Origin of the sequence: Mucilaginibacter sabulilitoris, from assembly GCF_034262375.1 — a bacterium.
Lineage (GTDB): Bacteria > Bacteroidota > Bacteroidia > Sphingobacteriales > Sphingobacteriaceae > Mucilaginibacter > Mucilaginibacter sabulilitoris.
This window is the reverse complement of record NZ_CP139558.1, coordinates 6,686,828-6,708,523: the sequence shown is the minus strand read 5'-3', so window position 1 is coordinate 6,708,523 and position 21,696 is coordinate 6,686,828. Positions and strand designations below refer to the sequence as shown.

Annotated in this window: 15 protein-coding genes; 9 read left to right on the top strand and 6 right to left on the bottom strand. The window is 42.0% G+C overall.

Features of this window, described 5'->3' with window-relative positions; translation table 11 throughout:
- The first annotated feature begins 10 nt into the window (after positions 1 to 10).
- From SNE25_RS28245 to SNE25_RS28235, 3 genes are all read left to right on the top strand, one after another.
- Positions 11 to 1,579, top strand: a complete 1,569-nt coding sequence (locus SNE25_RS28245; RefSeq protein WP_321562365.1) for a RagB/SusD family nutrient uptake outer membrane protein — start codon at positions 11 to 13, stop codon at positions 1,577 to 1,579.
- A gap of 23 nt (positions 1,580 to 1,602) precedes the next feature.
- A complete protein-coding gene (locus SNE25_RS28240) occupies positions 1,603 to 2,313 on the top strand; it encodes a 3-keto-disaccharide hydrolase (protein WP_321562364.1) in 711 nt (236 codons plus the stop codon).
- Positions 2,314 to 2,389: 76 nt separating this feature from the next.
- Entirely contained in the window at positions 2,390 to 3,736 is a 1,347-nt protein-coding gene (locus tag SNE25_RS28235; protein ID WP_321562363.1) for a Gfo/Idh/MocA family protein, read from the top strand.
- 113 nt (positions 3,737 to 3,849) lie between these two features.
- On the opposite strand, the gene SNE25_RS28230 is transcribed toward SNE25_RS28235, so the two are convergent.
- The 3 genes from SNE25_RS28230 to SNE25_RS28220 form a co-directional block, all read right to left on the bottom strand.
- Positions 3,850 to 4,044: a hypothetical protein gene (locus SNE25_RS28230; RefSeq protein WP_321562362.1), complete on the bottom strand. Its 195-nt coding sequence runs from the start codon at positions 4,042 to 4,044 to the stop codon at positions 3,850 to 3,852.
- Positions 4,037 to 5,197 carry a PepSY-associated TM helix domain-containing protein gene (locus SNE25_RS28225; RefSeq protein WP_321562361.1) on the bottom strand — a complete coding sequence of 387 codons (1,161 nt, stop codon included), beginning with the start codon at positions 5,195 to 5,197 and terminating at the stop codon, positions 4,037 to 4,039. Before SNE25_RS28225 ends, SNE25_RS28230 begins: the two co-directional genes overlap by 8 nt.
- 235 nt (positions 5,198 to 5,432) lie before the next feature.
- The gene (locus tag SNE25_RS28220) at positions 5,433 to 7,775 is read right to left on the bottom strand and encodes a TonB-dependent receptor (protein WP_321562360.1); all 2,343 of its coding nucleotides are present in this window, start codon (positions 7,773 to 7,775) and stop codon (positions 5,433 to 5,435) included.
- 523 nt (positions 7,776 to 8,298) lie between these two features.
- On the opposite strand from SNE25_RS28220, the gene SNE25_RS28215 reads away from it, so the two are divergent.
- The gene (locus SNE25_RS28215; RefSeq protein ID WP_321562359.1) at positions 8,299 to 9,336 is read left to right on the top strand and encodes an alpha/beta fold hydrolase; all 1,038 of its coding nucleotides are present in this window, start codon (positions 8,299 to 8,301) and stop codon (positions 9,334 to 9,336) included.
- 86 nt (positions 9,337 to 9,422) lie between these two features.
- On the opposite strand, the gene SNE25_RS28210 is transcribed toward SNE25_RS28215, so the two are convergent.
- Both SNE25_RS28210 and SNE25_RS28205 read right to left on the bottom strand, forming a co-directional pair.
- Entirely contained in the window at positions 9,423 to 9,599 is a 177-nt protein-coding gene (locus SNE25_RS28210) for a histone H1 (RefSeq protein ID WP_321562358.1), read from the bottom strand.
- 166 nt (positions 9,600 to 9,765) lie between these two features.
- Positions 9,766 to 10,260: a hypothetical protein gene (locus SNE25_RS28205; RefSeq protein ID WP_321562357.1), complete on the bottom strand. Its 495-nt coding sequence runs from the start codon at positions 10,258 to 10,260 to the stop codon at positions 9,766 to 9,768.
- 660 nt (positions 10,261 to 10,920) lie between these two features.
- Between SNE25_RS28205 and SNE25_RS28200 the strand changes: the two genes are divergently transcribed.
- On the top strand, positions 10,921 to 11,697 hold the full coding sequence (locus SNE25_RS28200; protein ID WP_321562356.1) for a LuxR C-terminal-related transcriptional regulator: 777 nt from the start codon (positions 10,921 to 10,923) through the stop codon (positions 11,695 to 11,697).
- A gap of 5 nt (positions 11,698 to 11,702) precedes the next feature.
- Here SNE25_RS28200 and SNE25_RS28195 read toward each other — a convergent pair whose 3' ends face one another.
- On the bottom strand, positions 11,703 to 12,293 hold the full coding sequence (locus tag SNE25_RS28195) for an RNA polymerase sigma factor (RefSeq protein WP_321562355.1): 591 nt from the start codon (positions 12,291 to 12,293) through the stop codon (positions 11,703 to 11,705).
- Positions 12,294 to 12,447: 154 nt separating this feature from the next.
- On the opposite strand from SNE25_RS28195, the gene SNE25_RS28190 reads away from it, so the two are divergent.
- The 4 genes from SNE25_RS28190 (at position 12,448) to SNE25_RS28175 (ending at position 21,674) form a co-directional block, all read left to right on the top strand.
- Positions 12,448 to 13,590 carry a FecR family protein gene (locus SNE25_RS28190; RefSeq protein WP_321562354.1) on the top strand — a complete coding sequence of 381 codons (1,143 nt, stop codon included), beginning with the start codon at positions 12,448 to 12,450 and terminating at the stop codon, positions 13,588 to 13,590.
- A 209-nt stretch (positions 13,591 to 13,799) separates the two neighbouring features.
- Complete coding sequence (locus SNE25_RS28185; protein WP_321562353.1) at positions 13,800 to 17,105, top strand: TonB-dependent receptor; 3,306 nt, start codon at positions 13,800 to 13,802, stop codon at positions 17,103 to 17,105.
- A 25-nt stretch (positions 17,106 to 17,130) separates the two neighbouring features.
- On the top strand, positions 17,131 to 18,651 hold the full coding sequence (locus tag SNE25_RS28180; protein WP_321562352.1) for a RagB/SusD family nutrient uptake outer membrane protein: 1,521 nt from the start codon (positions 17,131 to 17,133) through the stop codon (positions 18,649 to 18,651).
- A gap of 158 nt (positions 18,652 to 18,809) precedes the next feature.
- Positions 18,810 to 21,674: a sugar-binding domain-containing protein gene (locus SNE25_RS28175; RefSeq protein WP_321562351.1), complete on the top strand. Its 2,865-nt coding sequence runs from the start codon at positions 18,810 to 18,812 to the stop codon at positions 21,672 to 21,674.
- The last annotated feature ends 22 nt before the right edge of the window (positions 21,675 to 21,696 follow it).

Sequence of the window (21,696 nt, the reverse complement as noted above, 5' to 3'; positions counted from 1 at the left end):
ATTTAAGAAGATGAAAAAATTAATAATAGCTACCTGTTGCATATTGATGCTCGTTTCGTGTAAAAAAGATTTTATTGATCTTAATCCACCGTCAAACCTCAATTCTACAACTTTTTACAAAACAGAAAGCGATATGAACCAGGCCGTGCTTTCGGCCTATACTGGTTTGCTTGATGAATATAGGAACCCATTTATCAGGCTTGGTGAAATACGCTCCGATAACACTACTTATTCATGGCTGGCCGGTAATCCTGCCGATGATAATGGTATAGATGTATTTGCCTCGCCGCTGTTACCTGAAAACGGCTATCCGAACAATTGCTGGAATTTAGGTTATAATGTTATTCTGCGGTGCAATATCGTTACCACTCGTATCGGTAATGTTACATTTAAAGACGAAAAATTAAAGAATCAGTACATAGCAGAAGCAAGATTTGTACGGGCTTTAATGTATTTTTGGTTGAACAGGGTTTTTGGTGGTTATGGGCTGAATAATGAGTTATTAGGCGTTATTAACGTTGATAAGGAAATTACACCTGCCGAAGCTTATAAACTCAACAGATCGTCACTGCAAAGTACTTATGATTTAATTGTAGGCGACCTTAAATTTGCGGAAGAAAACCTGCCTGCTTCTTATTCCGGAAATAATATAGGCCGTGTTACCAAATGGGGTGCTAAAGGCCTGCTCAGTAAAGTGTACATGACAATGGCCGGTTATCCGCTAAACAAAGGTACAGAATACTACACCCTTGCCGCTCAAAAGGCCGAAGAGGTTATAAACACCTCGGGAGCTACTTTAGTGCCAAGTTACGCCGACCTGTTTGATGTAGGCAAGAAGAACAGCAGCGAGTCGTTATTTGAAATTCAGTTCCAGAAAGGCAGCCCTAACGGAGTTACCGGAAGTCCGTGGAACAATGATTTTGCCCCGCGTTTTTCTGATAAAGAAGTTGTGCTGGTGGGCGACAAAGGCGGCGTAAACTCACCAACAGGTGATATGTCACGTGCCTATGAAACAGGCGATCCGCGGAAATATGTATCGATGCGGGATAGCTGGATCAGTTCAAAAAACGGGGCCATGCAAAATGAAAGATATGTGCGTAAGTATTATGATGTGTCAACCTCAGGCAGCGATAACGGCAATAACTGGATTGAGCTAAGGCTTGCTGACGTTTACCTTTTAGATGCCGAAGCATTGGTGCGCACCGGGGGAGATAAAAGCAAGGCAATATCATACGTAAACAAAATAAGGCAGCGGGCAAGAAACACTAAAGGCGATCCGGCGATTACGCCACCTTCTGATTTGCTGAAAGATTATACGCTGACTGATTTTGCAAATGATAACGCCCTGCTGCTGGCTATTGAAAAAGAACGCCGGGTAGAGCTCGCTTTTGAAAATCACCGCTGGTTTGACCTCGTAAGAACAGGCCGGGCAAAAGATGTAATGATAGCCGAGCAGGCGGTAGACGGGTTTGCTCCTTTTACCTGGAGCGACAATATGCTTGCTTACCCTATACCAACAACCGTTATGCAATCAAACCCGGGTAAAATCATTCAGAATAAAGGATATATACAATTTTAAAAAACCTAAAAAAACATAAAACCATGAATATGAAAAAATGTGCATTGTTTGTAGCAATGGGATTATTTTGCTCTGTTATTTCAGTTAAGGCCCAGCTGCCTTCCCTAACAAAAAAGGAGATTAAAAACGGATGGACCTTATTATTTGACGGCAAAACGTTTGATGGATGGCAAAAAGCAAACGGGACCCCATTTACGGGCAAAGGCTGGAAAATAGAAAACGGTGTGATCAGTGTTAATCCGGCTGATGGGCGCGGAGGGGATATTGTAACTACCAAAGAGTTTTCAGACTTTGAATTTTCCATTGATTTTAAACTGGAAAAGGGAACCAATAGCGGCATTAAATGTTTTTTAATTAAAAACACCTCTTTAGGATGCGAATACCAGATTATTGATGATGCTCATCATCCTGATGCAAAGCTGGGTATAAACGGCGACCGCCGTCTTGCCGCGTTATATGATATTATGCCGCCAGATACTACAGCCAAAAAAGTTAAACCTCTGGGTGAGTGGAATAACATCCGTATTATTTCAAAAGGCAAACATGTTGAACACTGGCTTAATGGTAAAAAGGTTTTGGAATATGAACGCGGAAGCGATGACTTTAAAAAGCATATAGCCGAAAGTAAATTTAAGAATGAAAAGGGTTTTGCCGAAGCAACCCAATCGCCTATTCTTTTACAGGAACACGAAGATGTGATCCACTTCAGAAATATCAAGATCAGGGTACTTTAATCAAAAAATTCATAGTTGTATCAATGATGCGGCTATGGCCGCATCATCATTTAATTTTATGTTTCAATTATAAACAATGGAAAAAAGACGTGAATTCATCAAAAAAATGGCTGTAACCACAGCCGGCCTTGCCGTTGGTGGCAAAGCATTTAGCTTTACAGCCAAAAGCTATAATAGAATCATTGGCGCCAATGACCGCATACATGTAGCTATTATAGGCCTCAACGGGCGCGGCAACAGTATGTCTGGTACTTTTGCCAAACAAAAAAACCTGGAAATAGGCACCGTTTGCGATGTTGATTCAAGAACAATACCTAAAATTCAGAAAAAAGTAACCGAAGCAGGTCAGGCCGCAGCCCCTAAAGGCGAGAAAGACTGCCGCAAAGTATTACAGGATAAAAGCATTGATGCCATATATATTGCCACCCCCGATCACTGGCACGCGCCGCTAACCATAATGGGCTGCCAGGCAGGCAAACATGTGTACGTAGAAAAACCTTTAAGCCACAACCCCCGCGAAGGAGAAATAGCCATAGCCGCTGCCCGCAAATATGACCGTATAGTGCAGATGGGGGCACAGCGCCGCTCCTCGCCAGCTATGATACAGTGTATTGAGGAGCTGCATGGTGGAGTTATAGGCAGGGTTTACCTGGCTAAAGCATGGTACACCAATAACCGTAAAGCAAATTACCTTAAACCGGGTACCGTACCCGATTGGCTGGATTATGACCTGTGGCAGGGCCCGGCGCCCCGCACGCCATATCAGGATGGATTAATTCATTATAACTGGCACTGGTTTTGGAACTGGGGAACCGGCGAAGCCCTAAACAATGGAACGCATGAGGTTGATGTGGCCCGCTGGGGCTTAGGTGTCGACTTCCCGACCCGGGTAAGCTCGGTAGGTGGCAGATATCAGTTTAAAGACGACTGGCAAACACCCGATACGCAAATAGTTACTATGGATTATCCGGGCCGGGTATCGCTGATGTGGGAGAACAGGAGCTCAAACGGCAGGAAAATAGAAGGTGAAGACCGTGGGGTAATATTCTATGGCGAAAACGGTAGCCTGGATACAGATGGCGAAGATTACACCATATATGATCTAAGCGGCAAAATGGTAAAACAGGTAAAATCCGCTGCCCCGCAAGCCGCGGTTGACGGCAGGAATACCGCCAGCCCAAGTTTGGGTATGGATAGTTTGCACGTGGCCAATTTTCTGGATTCTATCCGTAACAACCGTCGACCTAATTGCGATGTGGAATTAGGTTACAGGAGCGTTATGGCCATGCAACTGGGTAATATATCATGGCGTGTTGGCCGCGATTTGCATCTCGACCCTAAAAATGGTCATATTTTAAATGATGCCGATGCGCAAAAATTATGGAGCCGTACTTATGAACCCGGATGGGAACCTAAAGTCTGAAGCGTACCTATGAACAGATTATATAAAAAGAGGCTGCATATGCGGCCTCTTTTTTTGTATAAAACAACAGGCTGGCACCATATTTTTGATGATACCCGCTGCTAAAATTATAATCAGGTCGCCTTTTTATTTGAAACCTTGCTTTTCCAAAAAAACCAGGAAATAACAACCAGTGGTATAAGCATAGCCGCCCAGGATAAGGGGTACCAGATACCGGTGCCTAAAAGAGCGGATAAGAGTCCAAACAGGATGATGATACCTAGCATCAGCGGGGCACCCCATATTTTTTTAGCGGTTTTATCAGGCATTGATTTCTTGATTAGTTTCCATGTTTTTAAAATAGGTCGCGTACAGTTTGCGACGGTCGAACCATAAATATATACCGCTGACAAGTACCACAATAGCTACAACATCAAACAAAGCCCACAAAATTTTTAATGGCATACCGCCATAATCACCGAAATGGAGTGGTCTGGAAACTTCCAGCGCGCGCAGGTAAAATGGCATTTTTACAACAGCTGTCAGCTTACCCGTACGGGCATCAACCAATACCGGGCTAAACAACCTTGACGTTAACGGCGTATTGCCATGCGCCCAAAATAAATAATGATAAGGACTGCCAAAAGTATTGCCGGGGTAAATTACGCTGGTTATGATCATTCCGGGTACGGCCTTTTTGGCAATATCGTGAGCGTCCTGTACCGAAGTAAGCTCCTGTTGTTTAGGTGTGGGCTGCCCATGATATTTGTCCAGCATTGTCTTTACGTCCGTGATCTGCCACAGCCCGAACAAGGGGGTAGATAATTCGTTAATAACACCGGTAATACCAACTACCAACAGCCATACAGCGGTGGCAATACCCAGCAGGTTATGCAGGTCGAGCCATTTTAGCCGGCGGGAACGGTCCTGCCTCAGGGTCCCGAAGTCAAGCTTTTTCATAAATGGCGCGTATAATACTATACCCGAAATCATGGAGATAACAAACAATACCCCCATAAGCCCAAGGAACAGTTCTCCCGGCAGCTCCATAAACAAATCGATATGCAAAGAAAGCATCAGGCCCATAAAAGTCTGCGGTTGTTGTGTAAATGGGAGTTCGTCTTTTAAAAGTTTGGCCGTACGCGCGTCAAACTGCATAGAATGTTCCAGTTTATCGTCGGGTTTCATGGTCGGTGCCATACCTACTAATACCTGAGGCTCTTCATCATCCAAAAAGAGGTAAGTAACCAGTTGTTTAGGATAAAGCCGTTTTGATGCATTCACCATACCATCCAGGTTGGCCATAGGTGTTTCTTTTGGTAAAACTGCATAAGGCGGATCTTTATCGAGCAGTTTGTCTATTTCTTCTCCAAAAATGAGCGGCAGCCCAGTCAGGCAGAGCAGCAGCAGAAACAACGTACAGATGAGGCTTGTCCAGCGGTGCCACCAGAACCAGCGTTTGATATTTTTTAGTTGTGCCATATTTTTTTCTTTAAGTGCAGGTTATCAATATGTTTTTTCATTTAATATCTTGTCTGTTTTTGTTCCGTTCTTTTAGCCCGCCGGCTAAATCATAATGCTGTTAGTTCTATCCGCTAATAAGTTGTTATGTTTTCAATTATTGATGCCAATGATATTCAAAAACATAAATATAATTTAAACTTAAATATATCCCTGCCGCCACCTCAGCGCCAGCAGGGATTAGGTTCCGTCATTATCAGAACTTTATTGTTCCGCTTATACTAACCCTGGCCGGCATTTGCGGAATAGTAGTTACCCATCCTACCCAGTATTTTTTATCGGTCAGGTTATCAACTTTGCAGGTAATCCCATAGCGCGACTTTTCATAAGAAAGTGAAGCGTTAAGTGTAGTGTATGAGGGCAAAACAAACAGATCTTCACTGTCATTAATTACCGCGTTTTTACTCGCATAGTTACCGCCAAAGCCTAATCCGAATCCTTTAAGACTGCCTTCGGGCAAGCGGTAGCTTAGCCACAGGTTGGCCAGGTTTGCCGGGCCCGCGCTGCCGGGGCGGAAACCATCAAGCGTTGGATCAACTTTTTTGTACTGACTGCTGTTATAAGCATAACCTGCAATAACGTTAAACCCACGCAACGGATTAGAGATCAGTTGAAATTCAACACCTTTACTGTATTGACTGCCGTCTTGCACCGTAAAGTCGGGCCTTGCAGGATAATCACTGCGTAATATATCCTTTACCTTGATATCGTAATAGCTGATGCTGCCGCTCAGCTTATCGCCCAATACATTAAACTTAGCGCCCGCTTCCCATTGATTGGCCTGTGATGGCTTAAAGCTGCTGATGGTACCATCGGGCTGTTTACCGGGACTGTTGTTCTGAAAGCCATTCATGTAATTGGCAAACAGGGAAACTTTTTCAGGAACTACCTGGTACACTAAACCGAACTTTGGCGAAAAGGCGCTCTGGTGAAAAGCTCCATCGGGGATATTTCCTGCCGAAGCATCTTTTACGCCCTTGTTGTCAAAATAATCCCAGCGGATGCTGGCCATTGCCAGAAAGTTATCTGTAATGTTCAGCACATCCTGAATGTAAGCGCTGTAAGTGTTTTGCAGCGATGAGCTCACCGAGAAAGGGCCGGTCTGCACACGGCTTAGTAAAGCGGGCGCGGTAAGGTCTGTATAAGCAGCCCCGGGGTTAGCTGCATTAAGCTTGTCGAATGTTGTAAAGGTTGAATTGGACCGGTTAGACAGGGAAAAGAACTCCAGACCGGTGAGCAAACGGTTGCGCATGCTGCCAATATGGAAATCACCGTTGAAATTTTGCTGAATATCTGTGGCATAACTGTTATAATAGTTCTCGTAACTCATATTCCGTGTCAGCGAATCGTTGTGAGCGGTCATGACCATATAGCCGCTCATGCCATCCTCTGTACCGCTCAGAAAACTAAGGTTGGTACGGGAACTCCATTGTTTGGAAAACTTGTGATCAAGCTGAGCAAACAGGTTGGCCTGTTTGGGTCTGATAGTGATATCGTCGCCAATAAAACGTTTGTTCCAGTCAAAATTCAGATCTTTTGGGCTGTGCGCACCGGTGGCGTAGGAGCCATCAACAAATATGCGGTAAAAGTTATTGGCTTTTTGGTTGGTATATTCCCCGTCTATATTAAGTGTAGTGTTATCATCAATTTTATAGGTTAATGACGGTGCGACAGATACGTAAGAAGAAAACCCGGCATCCTGGTAACTGCCCTCATGATGTCCACCTGTGTTCAACCGGAATAACAAGGTTTTGTCGGCGTTTAAGGGGGTATTAATATCGGCTGTGAACCTGCTTAAACCAAATCCGCCGCCGGTATAAGCAATTTCTCCTTTAAAAGTGTCAAATGGCTTTTTGGTAACACGGTTGAATAAGCCCCCGAAGGATATCAGGCTGCTGCCATAGAGCGCGCCTGACGGGCCTTTAATGGCTTCAATAGTTTCGATATTAATGGGGTCGAAGGTTACGCTGCTCACATCGCCGGGTACACCATTCCGCAGATACGACTGGGTAGAAAATCCCCGGGAAGTTACCGTACTGCCTGCATTGTTATTCTCCAGTTGCATGATCACGCCGGGCACATTCTTCAACGCATCTGAGTAGCGCACGGTCAGTTGGTCCTGCAACAGCTCTTTAGTTACCGTGGTATAAACCTGCGGATTTTCCAGGTTTAGTAGTGGCATTTTGGCAACGGTTTCGCTTTGCTGTTTGGTAAATTTATTCACCTTACCCGAAGTAATAACTACTTCCTGTAACCGCTGGCTGCTTTCAGACAAAATAATATCGACAGTTAAAGTTTCGCCGGTTTTGACCGTAATTTGTTGTTTTTGCGGCGAAAGACCGATGAGGCTGGTGACCAGGGTATAGTTACCCGGTTTTATCCTATTTAGCTGAAAGTCGCCGTTTTGATCAACAGTTGTACCGCGGGTAGTTCCCTGTATAGTAATGGTAACAGATTCGCCCGGTTTTCCATCGGATGTTTTTACGGTACCTTTAATTGAACCAAATGGCTGTTGTGCGTTGGCGTATTGTGCGATCATTAAAAATGTAAAAAAAGTTATCGACTTAACAACGATGTAGTGATTAGAAGGAATTAACTTTTTAAGCGTAAATGTAAATCTGCATAGTGAAATAGATTTCATAGTTTTGTTGGAATGTGTAATTGATTAAAGGATCGGTTAACATTACCCGGTGTGAAGTTTGGCGACCAAGCACCGGGATTTTTTTTGTTAAAACAGTCGTTTTTCATTAAGAATCAATTGTTTTTGAGTAAAAAGGATGCAATTTTTCATGATTCTGGAAAAAGCAATTGTTCGGGGCAAAGTAAGGATCTATTTAGAATAAATCCAAATAAAAATAATGAATCTTACAATTTCGGGGTCGGTAATCTATTTGAAAAAATGTGAAAATTTCTAACGCTGCTCCGGTAATTCGGGACAATGTTTGTCCAACTCAAGAACTCAAATGCCTGTTTAACCCATTTGGTACTACTTTCTGCCTGTGAAAAAGGATAGGTTTATATCGAATTAGCAAATAAATCATTAAAAAAGAAATAAATCACACATGGAAACTCAACTCAAATTAAATCATCACCGCTTTCTTGTATTGGCAGTCATGATCATTAGCTTCTTGCAGATATTTACATTTGGTTCGGCATTTGCACAGGTTGCAAAACAAGCGGATAGCAATACCTCAAAGACGGTAACCGAGCCATTTGGTCCTATAAAACAGATCAATGCGGGCGTTCTGAATATCGGCTACGCTGAAGTAGGTCCGGCAAATGGCCCTGTGGTTATTTTATTGCATGGCTGGCCTTACGATATTTACAGCTTTACAGATGTTGCTCCCTTACTAACCGCCAAAGGCTACAGGGTGCTTATCCCGTATCTACGTGGCTATGGCACAACCCGTTTCCTGTTGAGCGAGACGCCTCGTAATGGTCAGCAAGCGGCTATCGCTTCAGATATTATCGCTTTCATGGATGCCCTGAAGATACAGAAGGCTACCCTTGCCGGATTTGACTGGGGTGCACGCACTGCCGTTATCATAGCGGCGCTTTGGCCCGAACGCTGCAAGGCCCTTGTATCTGTGAGTGGCTACATAATTTCCAACCGTCAGGCAAACCTACAGCCTTTGCCTCCAAAAGCCGAGCTGGGCTGGTGGTACCAATACTATTTCGCTACAGAACGTGGCAAACTGGGTTACAGTGCCAACACACACGATTTTAATAAATTGATATGGAAGATAGCTTCACCGAAATGGAACTTTGATGATGCCACTTTTGACCGGAGCGCCAAAGCTTTTGATAATCCTGATCATGTAGCTATTGTGATCCATAATTACCGCTGGAGACTGAGCCTTGCCGAAGGAGAAGCAAAATATGATGAGCTGGAAAAACGCCTTGCTGCAGGCCCTGTTGTTACGGTACCAACCATTACCATAGGCAGTGATTTTGATGGTGCAGCCGCCGATGGCGCAGGCTATGCCAAAAAATTCACAGGCAAGTACTCGCACAAAATACTCAATGGCATAGGTCATGATGTGCCACAGGAGGCTCCAAAAGCCTTCGCCGATGCTATTATAGAGGTTGACGGTTATTAAACTGATGTGGTCTTGGGAGCAAGCAGTTAACCCCATAAAAAAGCCCCGGTCAGTAATGACCGGGGCTTACCCAAAACATTTAATGTTTATTGTGCGTTCTTTTTCTCTGTTACTTCTTTACGGATATCAGTAGCCAACACTTTTAAAGCTTGCATAGCATTCCTTAAACGGGTGCCTGCCGCTTTATTACCTTTTTCATAAAAACTGGCCGCATCTACTTCTGCAGCGGCAATCACTTCCTTTAATTTTTGAAAATTTTCCATATGTATTAGTTTAAGGCGGTAAAACTAAAAATTTTCCTGAAAACCCGGAGACTAATCGCTTAAGCTAAAATCAATAAAAAGCATGTTTATTAATAAAGTGATTTTTTATTATTAACCCGAGAGGCAGGATCTGCACCAAATACCAGCCATTGCATGGCACGTATTTTTAAATGAAATTCTGGTTGTGTTTAGCTATTTTGATAAACATGACCGCCGTTATAACAAGCAGCATTAATAATGGAATGCCCCTTAACGGGAAATCATTCCTCATCAGTTCTTCAATCAAGGATAAAGAATAAGCTTTACTTAGGGGGCCTTGTATTTGAGGTACAAAATAATTACCGGTGACAACAAACGCCCATAGTTCAGGCAATAGGGCAAGAAAAATAAGCGCCCGGTTAACTCCCTGTGGTCTCCACCAAATCATCAGCAGCAATAACAAAATGGGAACGAACGCCGGAATAACATATATTAACAGCAACTGAACGGCCGGTACCGCGGTGCGGAAAGAGAGCCAGTCTTTTTGTCCGATAACAGCCCACACCGGATAATTTATAAATTTTTCTACATAGTCTGATCCTACCAAGTAAAACACTAATGCGAAAGACAGCATAAACAGCCAGCGGCGAAGCAGTTTAACTTCTTTAAAATAAATATTCATTATCCAAAATGCCAGCAGAGCTTGCAATAATGTTGGAATAACCTGAAAATACAGGCTTAGGGGTATTAGTTTGTTATTTAACGTATCCTTAAATCCGGTCGATATTAAAGTGGATTGTACAGGTATTAAAATAAAAAACAAGGTTGTAATTATGGTTGCGGAAAGAAATACGGATGCCCAACACTTGCATCGGGGGATAGTGTTAAATGTATGCATGAGGAGCCAAACGCTGAACAAAAACAATAAGACAGATGGAATATAGTATATAAAGATCATCCTCATATTATAAATTTCCAAAACAGGTTTTAAATTTTCGTGAATACGATCAAAGGAGGGGTAGTTGAAAAAGTTAATCATCATCACTACGCCCGAGCAGTAAAAGCATAATATTAAATAGACAAGTAAAAGCATCAGGTTCTTGTTACCTGGGGTTGATTTTTGGGAAAGCATTTCCATTTTTAGTATTGTTACAGGTTAGTTAAAAATATATATGGCTAAATTTTAAGTATTTAGCCCATAGTTCATGCTGCCAAAATTATCTGGACCACAGGCAATTGACAATAGTACATTAGTACTATTAATGGCAAATGATAGCCAATATTGGGTTTGTTTAAGTAGAGAAATACAGATAAATTTGTGATAGGGCATTATCATATCATCATGCATTCACCGCTTACCGTTGTAAAAAAGGCAAATTTTATTTCCTTTATCGGAGGTGATTTTCCGCGGGCACAGGATATTCATGAGGAAATTATGCATACCCTTATCAACCTGCACAAAATATTTCCGCAATGGGTAATTTGCACCTGCAGGTCACAGCACCCCGGATTTTTTTATTTAAGCGATAACTATTATAAGTTATTGGGGTTGGATTCCGGAATCGTATCAGATCCGCAGCTGATTAATAAATACCTTGAAAGCCTGCATCCTGCCGATCTTGAACATGTAACCAAATGTTACCAGCTGATGGGTAATGTGTTATCAAAGGAAAGTGCTTCAGATCATCACAAATTTCGCATTATATTTAATTACAGGATACGAAACGCGGGGGGTAAATATTTGAACCTTCATGATGAAAGAGCCGCGCTTTTACTTAAAGGTGATGCAAACCTGTATTATAGGTTGTTACGCGCCATTAGCGAAGAATCGGTTTTTTCGGGTGTAAAAATGGTTATATATAAAGGGGATGATGACGAAAAGATACTGGAATACAACGCTAATTCGCTGGTAGGTTCCCAGCTTTCTAAAAGAGAGAGCGAATTATTGCCTTTAATGAGGCAAGGGTTGTTAACAAAAGAAATTGCCGTACAACTTTGCATTAGTCCTAATACGGTTAGGAACATGCGTCAGAAATTATTTGAAAAATTTCAGGTCAATAACGCCATTGAACTTCTCAATAAGGTTGAAGTCATCCCTATGAAAGAGAAAGAATTGTAAAGGCTTTACCACAGGAAGTATTTTGAAGCCATTAGTATTAGCAAAGCCGAATATTTTAACAATGATCTCAGAAATTTAAGTGCGTGAGTTATTTGATTTTCAACTGTGCGCTTGGATATTCCAAGTTGTTGAGCTATTTCGTCATTGGTTAAATTATTTATTCTGCTTAGTATAAATATTTCACGGCAGCGTTTTGGTAAATCATGTAGTGATGTCTCAACGGATTGCTGTAATTCCATATATTCCAGCTCTTCATCTGCCTGACCAATACCGTGCGATTGTATCTTAATGTGGTCATAATCTTCAATATAGAGTATTGCCGACGATTTTTTTGCCTTCAACTGTTTATAAACATGATACCTGGCCGCAGAGGTCAGATAATTTTTAAAGCAGTCAATTTTAAATACGTTTCTTTTTTGCCAGATATTTAAAAAAATATCCTGCACAATCTCTGTACAGGCATCTTTATCCTTTAAATAAGAGAAAGCAGTGCTGTATACATCACTCCAATAACGCTCAAAAAGCGTTTCGAAAGCTTTTGTATCATCAAGCAATATTGCCTCCCACAAGTCACAGTCGGGGTAATTGTGCAGCATATAAATGGTTAAGTAAATATAAAGGAATTATATTTTAAATAAAATGTATTTTTTACAATTAATCTAAAAATACACTGCAAAATATTTTTTTTAAAATTTATGTGTGTTAGGTATCCGAAAAGTCTCTATCACAAAACAACCAGTTATAATATTCATGACGCAGCAAGATTTCATCGATTTATACGAGAAATTCATGTCCGGTAATTGCACGCCGGAGGAGATGATATTTTTGGAGGAATACCGTGATAACTTTCAATTAAAAGATTTACCATGGGGTGCCGAAATGGGTGATAAAGAAGAAGTTAAACAAGAAATATTAAATCAGTTAAGGGCAAAGATCAATACTCACAAAAAAAAACATTTTAAAAGGTATTGGGTTGCGGCAGCTGCTACAATTGTTTTCGCCCTTGGTTTTCTGTGGATGGTTAAACAAAAGGATGATTTAGCATTCAACAGGCTGGCCCCAATCACAAAAGATAATAAAGGACCTGTTTTGCCGGGCTTTAATAAAGCCACCCTAACACTTTCAGACGGCACAGACATTGACCTTAATGATGCTAAAAGTGGCACTCTTTCTAAACAAGGCGACGCATTGGTTGGTAAACCCGGTAACGGGAAAATTGTATATGATGCCAGTACCACCAATACCGGCAAAAACGCATCACTATTTAATGTACTCACCACACCGAGGGGCGGGCAATACCAGGTTGTACTGTCAGACGGGACTAAAGTATGGCTCAATGCAGCCTCTTCCCTGAAATTTCCAACAGTCTTTACCGGTAAAGAAAGACATGTTGAACTGGTAGGCGAGGCTTATTTTGAGGTAGCAAAGAATAAGGACATGCCTTTTAAAGTCACCACGGATAAGTTAAACATCGAAGTATTAGGTACACATTTTAACGTGAATGCCTACCGCGAAGATGATGCTATAAAAACCACCTTGCTTGAAGGTTCGGTAAAACTAAATACGGGCGATAAACAGGCACTTTTAAAACCGGGGCAACAGGCAACACTTGGTGAGCAGCAAAATATTAATATTCAAAGCATTAATACTGAAGATGCCGTAGCCTGGAAAAATGGCTATTTTGTGTTCAATAATGAAAACATTCAGGACATCATGAAAAAGATTTCACGGTGGTATGATGTTGAGGTGATATATACCGGAAAGATAGACGAAAGGGACTTCGGTGGCACAGTTTCGCGCTTTGACAGCGTAACTGAGGTGCTGAAATCATTGGAACTAACAGGAACCGTTCATTTTAAACTGGAAGGAAGGAGGATCACCGTAATGCCATAAACTTACTGAACCACTCAATAAGTTACTTGAAGAAACCAGGAGCGATTGCAGCGCCCCCGGTTATCAAATCTGCTCGCTAAAGCAGTTAAAAAGGTAACAATCAATTGCTTCTACAACTAATCTAATTAAACCTTTTTCAAATGTATAAAGATAATATCGCATTTCCATGCGGGACGGTTTCCCGTATGACATTTAAAATCTTCAGGGTAATGAAACTCGTGCTAATTTTATTAATTACCACTATTGTCCAGGTGAATGCCTCATCTTATGCTCAAACTGTGAGTTTAAATTTGAAGGATGCTTCACTTAAGGAAGTTATTGAAAAATTAAGACAGCAAACAGGCTATCATTTCCTGTATAAAACAGAAATGCTTAAAGAAAGCAAACATGTAAGCTTATCGGTTAATAACGCGCCTTTTATACAGGTACTTGAAAAGTGCTTTGCCGATCAGCCGATTACTTATACCATTAATCAAAATACGGTTATCCTGCGGGAAAAGACCCCTGATGCCAGCAATAAGCAACAGGCTGTAAAGATCAGCGGGAAGGTAACCGATGAAAAGGGAGTCCCACTCCCGGGAGTGAGCGTAAAAGTAAAAGGGACCAATGTTGGAGTGATAACCAGCATAAACGGTACCTACAACCTAACGGTTAACGATGACAAAGCCACGCTGGAATTTACCTTTTTAGGCTTTACCAAACAAGAAGTACCTATTAATGGCCGTACTGAAATTAATGTGGCGTTGAAAGAAGTGCAAACTGCTTTAAGCGAGGTAGTGGTTATCGGTTACGGAACAGTCAAAAGATCTGACTTGACGGGTGCTACGGCGTCTGTAAAAGGTTCGGATATCAAAGCGCAGGGTGTGAGTGATATTACAAGATCATTGCAGGGTAAAATGCCCGGGGTTACCATTGAGTCTGCAGGTGGTGATCCGGGAGCCGGAACCCGGATCATGATCAGGGGCGTTGGTACATTAGGAAAAGGAGATCCATTATATATTGTTGATGGTGTGCCAACGGCCAGTATCAACTACCTTAACCAGGTTGACATTGAATCAATTGATGTATTAAAAGATGCTTCTGCCGCGGCCATATACGGTTCAAGGGCGGCTAACGGTGTGGTATTGGTTACCACTAAAGCCGGCAAAAATGGTGCACCTGTAGTACAGTTTACCGCAAATTATGGTAAGCAAAAAGTAGATAAGGAGGTTGACGTTTTAAATGCACAGGAATGGGCTAATGTTAGTAACGCGGCCCATGATAATGCAGGCTTACCACGGCTTGATATTGCTAAAAATCCGCAAACTTTAGGTGCGGGTACCGATTGGCAGGATGCTATATACAGAACGGCTCCTGTTCAACAGTATAATATGCTCGTAAGCGGTGGCAGCGAATTAACCAAATACAGTGTTTCTGGCGGTTACAATGATCAGCAGGGAATTGTAGACGTAACCGGTTATAAGCGTTATAACTTACGTGTAAAAACAGAAACAACCAAAGGGCGTTTGAAATTTGGCGAAACGGTATTACTGTCAAGAGAAAAATTTATTACCATGCCCGGTGGCTGGGGCGGTCAGGGTGGTAATCCTGTAGGTTCTGCAGCAAAAATGATCCCGGTATTTCAAATTTATGACCCAACAGCTATAGGTGGTTTTGCTGGGGCTTATGGTCCGGTGGTTAACGTTGCCAACCCGGTAGCCCAGCTTAATCTGGAGAACATCAACCGTGAGTTTACCAATATCATAACTAACGCGTATGCCCAGGTAAATCTTTTACCTGGCTTGAACTATAAACTTAACCTTGGTTATACTAATAGCTTTACCAGTAATTATGATTACGCTAAGCGATATACTGTAGGCACGTTGTTCTCTCACCCAACCAATGATATTAACCTGAACAAGGATCAAACGGTAATGGTGTTGTTAGAAAATACGCTGAACTATGATAAGCATTTTGGCAAACATAGTTTACAGGCGTTGGCTGGTTATGCTTATCAAAGTACTAAATATAATTATGTTGCTACGGGCCGTACTGACCTGCCCGACGGAATTGACCAGATAGATGCGGGTGCCGGTATAGCAACCAATGCTGGTAACCGTACAGAAAGCAATCTGGTATCGCAATTTGCAAGGCTTATTTATTCATATGATAACCGGTATCTTTTAACGGCCAGTTTCAGGCATGATGGTTCGTCGAGGTTTGGAAGCGCTCACCGTTACGGCGATTATCCTTCTATTGCATTGGGATGGAATATTTCAAATGAGCGTTTTTTTGAGCCGCTAAAAAATACAATTTCAACTTTGAAATTTAGAGCAAGTTATGGTGTACTGGGTAACCAGGAAATTTTAGATTATCAGTATAGTGCTGCCATTGCGTCAAATATAAATTATGTTACAGGTGCCGATCAGCAAAAATGGTTCGGAGCTATTCAAACAGCATTTGCTTCTCCAAACATTAAATGGGAAAGCACCAAAACTTCAAACGTTGGTGTAGACCTTGGGTTTTTAAATGACAAACTGAATATCACTGCCGATTATTTTATTAAAAAGACCTCCGACCTTTTGTTAAACGTTCCTATACCCGGTTCGGCCGGAGCAGTATCAAATCCGGTAGTAAATGCCGGCGATCTGCGTAATAAAGGTATTGAGGTTGGTGTTAATTTTAATGATCATATAGGCAAATTAAACTATGGCGTCTTTGGTACAATAAGCGCGGTAAAAAATAAAGTAATATCGCTTGGTACGGGTTCGCAGCAAATTTTTGGTGGCCAGCCTACACACCATGGCGCTTCAAGTACCCTGACAGAAGCTGGTGGCTCTATAGGTTCATTTTATCTGATAAAGGATATTGGCATATTTAATTCACAAGCTGAAGTTGACGCTTATCAAAAAGATGGTAAGCTGATACAACCCAATGCGGCTCCCGGCGATGTTAAATTCCAGGATACCAATAACGACGGGCAGATAAACGATAATGATAAAGTTAACGCGGGCAGCCCTTTCCCTAATTTTGAGTATGGCTTTGGTATCAACGCGTCCATGTACAATTTTGATATCAATATGTTTTTTCAGGGCTCCCAGGGTAATAAAATATACAATGGCTTAAGGCAGGATCTGGAAAGCACAAACCTTGACTTTAATTATTCCAAATCAACGCTTAACGCCTGGACCCCTACCAACCACTCTAATGTGCCAAGAGCGATCACCAGTGACCCGAACTTCAATAACCGTACATCAAGCCGTTTTCTGGAAGATGGTTCTTATTTAAGGATGAAGACTTTGCAAATTGGATACACTTTAAATAGCGTATTGGCAAAAAAAATGAGAATAACCTCTTTACGTATCTATGCCAGTGCCGATAACCTTTTTACAATAACAGATTATACTGGTTTTAACCCTGATTTGGGCAGAGCAACGAGTGCTCAATTAAGTATTCTTGACCGTGGCGTAGATTTTGGACATGTGGCCTATCCGTTAGCGCGTACTATTTCACTTGGCCTTCAACTAACCTTATAATTAACAAAGCAGTATTAAAATTTTAATGATGAAAAATTTAATAATCATATTTGGTATAGCTGCTATAGTTTGTGGCTGTAAAAAAAGCGTATTAGAGCTTCAAAATCCCAATAAAATAACTACCGAAACCTTTTGGAAAACGGAGACCGACGTACAAAGCGCCTTTGCTGCTACTTATGGCTTACTGCGTGATGTAAACGGTGGCTTTTACGGAGTAAGGGGCATTGAGCTGGGCAATGGCCGCGGCGATGACTTTTTTATCAGGAACGATGTGGCCGATTTATATAAACTATCAACCTTTACCAATACGCCGGATAACGGACCTGCAAATGACCTTTGGAACACATCGTACAGAGCTATTTTCAGGGCGAATCAAATAATGGCTAACATTGATAAAGTACCTTTGGATGCCAACGCAAAAAAAGCATACGTAGCTGAAGCTAAGTTTTTAAGGGGCCTTAATTATTTTATCCTGGCTATAAATTTTGGCGATGTACCTCTAATTTTGACGGTGCCTGCAACAACAGAAAACTATTTTAATGCCAAAGCTCCCGAAGCTGATATCTGGAAACAGGTGATTTCAGACTTTACCGCGGCAGGGGTTGATTTGCCTGCTTCTTATCCTTCGCAGTGGATTGGCCGGGCAACCAAAGGCGCGGCTTTGGCCTATTTGGGTAAAGCTTATGTTTATACCAAAGCCTGGGCTAATGCCGAAACTACGCTAAAGCAGGTAACTGCCATGTCGTACCAGCTGATGCCTAATTACGGCGATAACTTTATCGCTGCCAAAAAGAACAACCAGGAGTCGGTGTTTGAAATACAACTGGCAGACGTTGGTGGAACTAACCCATGGGCTGGTGAAAACGCCAACCAGGCCCTGGGTGTTACTACAGCACAGGAGTTTGCACCGGCAGAAGTAAGCGGGTGGTTTGAGGTAAGTCCTACCGACAAGCTTTTTAATGAGTTTCAAAAGGAAAAAACAACCGCCAATGATTTTGATCCCAGGATGTATGCTACATTAATTTGGGATTACCCTGGCGCAACTTTTTACAGGAAACCATTTAGCAGTTTTGCATTGGTATTTGGTTATCATTCTATGTTCAAAAAATACCAGAACTATGACCAGGTTAATGAACTTACAGGATCAAGCGGCGCATCTGATTATGCCTCAAGTAATAATGAAAGAGCATTCCGTTATGCAGATGTGCTGTTACTGCTGGCAGAGTCTTTGACTATGGAGGGCAAAGTACAGGAGGCGTATCCTTATGTAAAACAAATAAGAGATAGGGCGAAACTTGCCGCTCTACCCGGTGGCTATAGCCCTGACCAGATGATGGCCGAGATTATGCACCAGCGGATGATTGAATTTGCCCGTGAAAACCAACGCTTTTATGATCTGAAACGCTGGGGTAAACTGGATCAGGAGATTAAAAACAGCGATAAGATTGGTAAGCAGTTTTTTGTGGCCGGTAAGTTTGATTATTTCCCGATTCCGCAAAATGAGATTAATAGCAATCCGCAAATGAAGCAAAATCCTAACTGGTAATTCTCATTTTTGAATTTATAAGTAATAGCACCTGGATATTTCAGCCGAGGTATTCAGGTGTTATATGATATGCTAAAATATCCGTACACCCGTACTATCTTTAAATAGTTATCAACCATTAACTTAATAAATGATAATGCGCGTCTAACCTATTTAATATGAAAAAACTAATTTCATTCCTATGCCTGGTTGCTATACAAATTGCAGTTATTTTTCATGTCTCGGCACAATCTTCAGCAAAAGCTGTAAATGGCGATGCTCAAATTGATTTGTCCGGCAACTGGTCTTTTCAAATTGATTCACTTGATCAGGGGGTGAAACAACAATGGTATAATCGTAAATTAAAAGAAGAAATTAAACTTCCCGGTTCCATGACCACCAATGGAAAGGGCGACGATATTACTGTTAATACCCCCTGGACAGGCAGTATAGAAGACTCTACCTGGTTCCGTGATCCTCAATTTGCAAAATACCGTGTACCCGGACAGGTTAAGGTACCATTTTGGCTACAGCCCGATAAATATTATAAAGGGGCAGCCTGGTACCAGAAAACTGTTAACATACCTGCATCGTGGCAAAACAAGCATGTAGAATTGTATATTGAAAGGAGCCACTGGGAAACAACTGTTTGGGTTGACGGCAAACCAGCCGGAATGCAGAATAGCCTTGCTACAGCCCATGTTTTTGATATTTCAGGATTATTGAAGACCGGCAGGCATCAAATTACGGTGCGTGTTGATAACCGGGTAAAAGATTTTAACGTAGGCCAGAACTCACACAGCATCAGCGACCATACGCAGAGTAACTGGAATGGGATGGTGGGTCGCTTGTTGCTAAGTGCAAAGCCTTCCATATCCATCAGCGATGTGCAACTTTACCCTGATATCAAGGCCAAACAGGTTGTTGCGCGGATATCAGTTAACAATATGACCGGTAAAGCGGCAAATGTAAGTTTCAAGTTATTGGCTTCAACAGATCGTCCCGATGCAGAGAAGCTAAAAGAAGTATCTGTTACCCGGCTTGTTGAGAAAAATGCAACAGTGGAGATAGCCTATCCCATGGGAAACCAACCTTTATTATGGAGCGAATTTACACCTGATACCTATAGCATGCAGGTAAACATTTCTTCAAAGCAAACAGCGGCTGACCGGCAGGAAGTGACTTTTGGTATGAGAGAGTTTTCGACCAACGGAACACAATTCAGTATTAACGGGCAGCCTACGTTTTTAAGGGGTTCCCTGGAATGTGCCGAATTCCCGAAAACAGGGTACCCCCCAACTGACCTCGATTCGTGGATGCGGATTTTTAAAATATGCAAATCGTACGGACTTAACCATTTGCGCTTTCACTCCTGGTGCCCGCCGGATGCGGCTTTTGAAGCGGCCGACCGCATGGGCTTTTACTTGCATATTGAATGTTCATCATGGGCAAACCAGGGCGCTACCATTGGCGACGGGAAACCGTTGGATAAGTACATCTATGAAGAAAGCAGAAGGATTGTTAAGGCTTATGGCAATCACCCTTCTTTTTGTATGATGGACTATGGTAATGAACCCGCAGGTAAGAATATGGTTAAATACCTTACCGACTTTGTAACATACTGGAAAAAACGCGACCCCAGAAGGTTATATACAACCGGTTCAGGCTGGCCGATAGTTGATGAGGCTAATTATAACAGTACTCCTTTACCAAGAATACAACAATGGGGCCAGGGACTTAAAAGTATCATCAATGGCGAAGCGCCGCGGTCTGACTATGATTGGGCCGATATTATTAAAAAGTGGCAGCACCCTACTGTAAGTCATGAAATAGGCCAGTGGTGTGTATATCCTGATTTTAAGGAAATAAGCCAGTATGATGGTGTTTTGAAAGCTAAAAACTTTGAGATATTTAAAGATCAGCTCGAAGAAAATGGTATGGGCTCATTGGCCGAAGATTTTTTGCAGGCATCTGGAAAATTACAGGTGTTGTGTTATAAAGCAGATATAGAAGCTGCCCTGCGCACACCTGGTTTTGGCGGATTCCAATTATTAGGTTTATACGACTTCCCCGGGCAGGGCACTGCGCTGGTAGGTGTGCTTAACCCGTTTTGGAGAGACAAGGGCTATGTTACCGGGAAAGAATACAGTGAATTCTGTAATTCGGTAGTGCCACTTGTAAGGCTACCCAAAATGGTTTATCTGAATAATGAGCATTTAATTGCACCGGTTGAAATAGCACAATTTGGTGCCTCGGTATTAAATGATGTGGTGCCCGCATGGGACATCAGGAATGAAAATGGCGATGTCCTATTTCAGGGTAAGTTGGATAAAACCAATATTAAGTTCGGAAACGGAATAAAACTTGGGGAAATCAATGTAGCCTTAAGTACCATTGAAAGACCTTCGAGGCTTAGCATTACTGTGCATGTTGCAGATCATCAAAACTCATGGGATATTTTTGTTTACCCCGCTGCATTACCAGCCACCGATCAGCAAATTGTTGTAACGCAAACGCTCAATGAAAAAGCAGTTGAAACCTTGGCTAACGGTGGAAAGGTTTTATTAACGCTGAAAAAAGGATCGCTTAAGGCAGATAAGGGTGGTGATATTGCCATTGGTTTTTCAAGTATATTCTGGAACACCGCCTGGACTAAACAACAACCACCGGTAACATTAGGCATACTGTGCGATCCTAAAAATCCGGCGTTAAAGGAATTTCCTACACAAGCATACAGCAACTGGCAGTGGTGGGATGGTATGGCACATTCAAACGCCATTAAGCTTGATGCCGTTTCAAAAGATATAAAGCCAATAGTAAGGGTTATTGATGATTGGGTTACTGCCAGACCACTGGGCCTCGTATTTGAATGTAAAGTAGGAAAGGGCAAACTCATTGTTTCAGGAATAGATTTGCTATCAGGCGAGGAAAAACGACCGGAAGCCAGGCAGTTACTTTATAGTTTGAAAAGTTATATGAATACCGAAGCGTTTGCTCCCAAAGAGGACATCAATATTGAAAAAATAACCTCGTTGTACAATTAAAATAGCACAGCTGTCAATGACA

Excerpts from the sequence above, each read along its gene's own strand:
- SNE25_RS28185 (WP_321562353.1), top strand. The coding sequence starts at position 13,800 with ATGAAACTCGTGCTAATTTTATTAATTACCACTATTGTCCAGGTGAAT.
- SNE25_RS28200 (WP_321562356.1), top strand. The coding sequence starts at position 10,921 with ATGCATTCACCGCTTACCGTTGTAAAAAAGGCAAATTTTATTTCCTTT.
- SNE25_RS28225 (WP_321562361.1), bottom strand. The coding sequence starts at position 5,197 with ATGGCACAACTAAAAAATATCAAACGCTGGTTCTGGTGGCACCGCTGG.
- SNE25_RS28245 (WP_321562365.1), top strand. The coding sequence starts at position 11 with ATGAAAAAATTAATAATAGCTACCTGTTGCATATTGATGCTCGTTTCG.
- SNE25_RS28240 (WP_321562364.1), top strand. The coding sequence starts at position 1,603 with ATGAATATGAAAAAATGTGCATTGTTTGTAGCAATGGGATTATTTTGC.
- SNE25_RS28220 (WP_321562360.1), bottom strand. The coding sequence starts at position 7,775 with ATGATCGCACAATACGCCAACGCACAACAGCCATTTGGTTCAATTAAA.
- SNE25_RS28210 (WP_321562358.1), bottom strand. The coding sequence starts at position 9,599 with ATGGAAAATTTTCAAAAATTAAAGGAAGTGATTGCCGCTGCAGAAGTA.
- SNE25_RS28195 (WP_321562355.1), bottom strand. The coding sequence starts at position 12,293 with ATGCTGCACAATTACCCCGACTGTGACTTGTGGGAGGCAATATTGCTT.
- SNE25_RS28190 (WP_321562354.1), top strand. The coding sequence starts at position 12,448 with ATGACGCAGCAAGATTTCATCGATTTATACGAGAAATTCATGTCCGGT.
- SNE25_RS28180 (WP_321562352.1), top strand. The coding sequence starts at position 17,131 with ATGATGAAAAATTTAATAATCATATTTGGTATAGCTGCTATAGTTTGT.
- SNE25_RS28215 (WP_321562359.1), top strand. The coding sequence starts at position 8,299 with ATGGAAACTCAACTCAAATTAAATCATCACCGCTTTCTTGTATTGGCA.
- SNE25_RS28230 (WP_321562362.1), bottom strand. The coding sequence starts at position 4,044 with ATGCCTGATAAAACCGCTAAAAAAATATGGGGTGCCCCGCTGATGCTA.
- SNE25_RS28205 (WP_321562357.1), bottom strand. The coding sequence starts at position 10,260 with ATGAATATTTATTTTAAAGAAGTTAAACTGCTTCGCCGCTGGCTGTTT.
- SNE25_RS28175 (WP_321562351.1), top strand. The coding sequence starts at position 18,810 with ATGAAAAAACTAATTTCATTCCTATGCCTGGTTGCTATACAAATTGCA.
- SNE25_RS28235 (WP_321562363.1), top strand. The coding sequence starts at position 2,390 with ATGGAAAAAAGACGTGAATTCATCAAAAAAATGGCTGTAACCACAGCC.